This window comes from Mesorhizobium sp. M7A.F.Ca.CA.001.10.2.1 (assembly GCF_003998575.1).
Classification (GTDB): domain Bacteria; phylum Pseudomonadota; class Alphaproteobacteria; order Rhizobiales; family Rhizobiaceae; genus Mesorhizobium.
Map to the genome: position 1 here is coordinate 1 of NZ_RZQY01000985.1, position 1,526 is coordinate 1,526.

At 61.3% G+C, this 1,526-nt stretch carries 1 protein-coding gene and 1 pseudogene; both read right to left on the reverse strand.

The genetic code is table 11. The annotated features are described in order from the left end of the window. A pseudogene (locus EN964_RS34225) lies at nucleotides 1-397 on the reverse strand (ABC transporter permease); the annotation flags it as partial. A 39-nt stretch (nucleotides 398-436) separates the two neighbouring features. After that, a partial coding sequence (locus EN964_RS34230; RefSeq protein ID WP_164776360.1) for an ABC transporter substrate-binding protein occupies nucleotides 437-1,526 on the reverse strand: 1,090 nt, incomplete at its 5' end.

Genomic DNA, 1,526 nt, shown 5'->3' on the forward strand with positions numbered 1-1,526 from the left:
GGGTGAAGATGGTGGCTGCTCCGGAGATCAGCAACGAGCTCAGCCCGCCATAGAGCATCCTGGCCATGACATCGCGCCCCTGGCTGTCGGCGCCGAGGAAATAATTGCCCAGCCGCCAGGTCGGGCCGAGCGGTGTGTAACCAAGCCCTAGCCCTTCCGTCGACTGTTCCATCACCGGAACGTCGGCACCGTCGATCTGGACGACGGCGTCGAGCGTCGAGGCGAAGGGGTCCACGCCTGCCCATTTTGCATAAAGAGGCGCACTGAGGCAGGCAAGGACGATGAGGAGGAACACGGCCAGCGACGCCATGGCAGCCCTGTCCCTTGCCAGCTTCGCAAACGCGACGGCCCAGGGCCCTCGCGTCTTGCGCGGCGCGGCGACAGCTACGTTCGACACGGACGTGCCCCTCCGCGGTTCGTTACTGCACCCAGGCCATCACTGCACCCAGGATTGGGTGATCATCCAGTTGAACTGACGGTTGAACTTGAAATTGCCAAGACGTTTGCTGACAAAGTCAAGCCGCTTCGGCGTGAAGAGGCCGACGGCAGGTGCCTTGTCGGTGACCTGCCTGTCGATTTCAGCCCACATTTTGTCGGCGGCTTTCTGATCGGTGACGCCGAGGTCCAATGCCTTTTGCATCTTGGCGTCGATTTCCTTGTCGCAGAAGCCGGCGATGTTGATCGACGCGTCCGAACCTTCGCGGAAGGAGGCACAGCTGAACAGGATGTTCAGGAAGTCCGAAGCCGCCGGATAGTCCTTGTACCACTGGGTGACGGACATCTGCACCTTGTTGTTGGTGTTCTGGATGTAGGTGAACTGGATGTTCGACGAGATCGGCTTGACGTCGGCGACATAGCCGATGCTGGTCAGCACGCTCTGCAGATAGACGCCGATGGACCGCGAAATGGCGGTGTCCTCGACGATGATGGTCACCTTCTGACCCTTGGTGCCGGAGTCCTCGACGAACTGCTTTGCCTTGTCGAGGTCAGGGGCCGACCATTTGGCGCCCGGATTCTTGGTGAAGGGGCAATAGTCTTCATGGCCGGGGAAGTCCGGGGGCAGGACCTGACAGACCGGCGAGGCCAGCACCTTTCCGCCGAACAGCTTGACCAGCGTGTTGCGATCGATCGCATAGGCAACGGCCTGGCGGGCTTTTTCATTGTCGAAGGGTGCGAGACGGTTGTTCAGCGGCGCGTACCACCAAGCCGAAAGCGGTGAGATGTGCAGCTGGTCCATGGACTTGCTGCCCAGTTCGCCCAGGCGATCGCTGGGCAGAGCGTCGAACATCCAGTCCGCTTCGCCGTTCTGGATCGCGGTGACGGCTGCCTCTTCGGACAGGCCGAAATCATATTGGACGACATCCGGATAGCCGTCCGGCTGGGCTTCTTCGCTCCACTGCTTGAAATTTGGGTTGCGGGAAACCGTCATGCCCTTGTTCGGGTCGAAGGCGGAGATCATGTACGCGCCGGTGCTGGGAATGGGCTTGGAGCCCATGTCTTCGGCGGGCGTGTCCGCCGGCAGGACC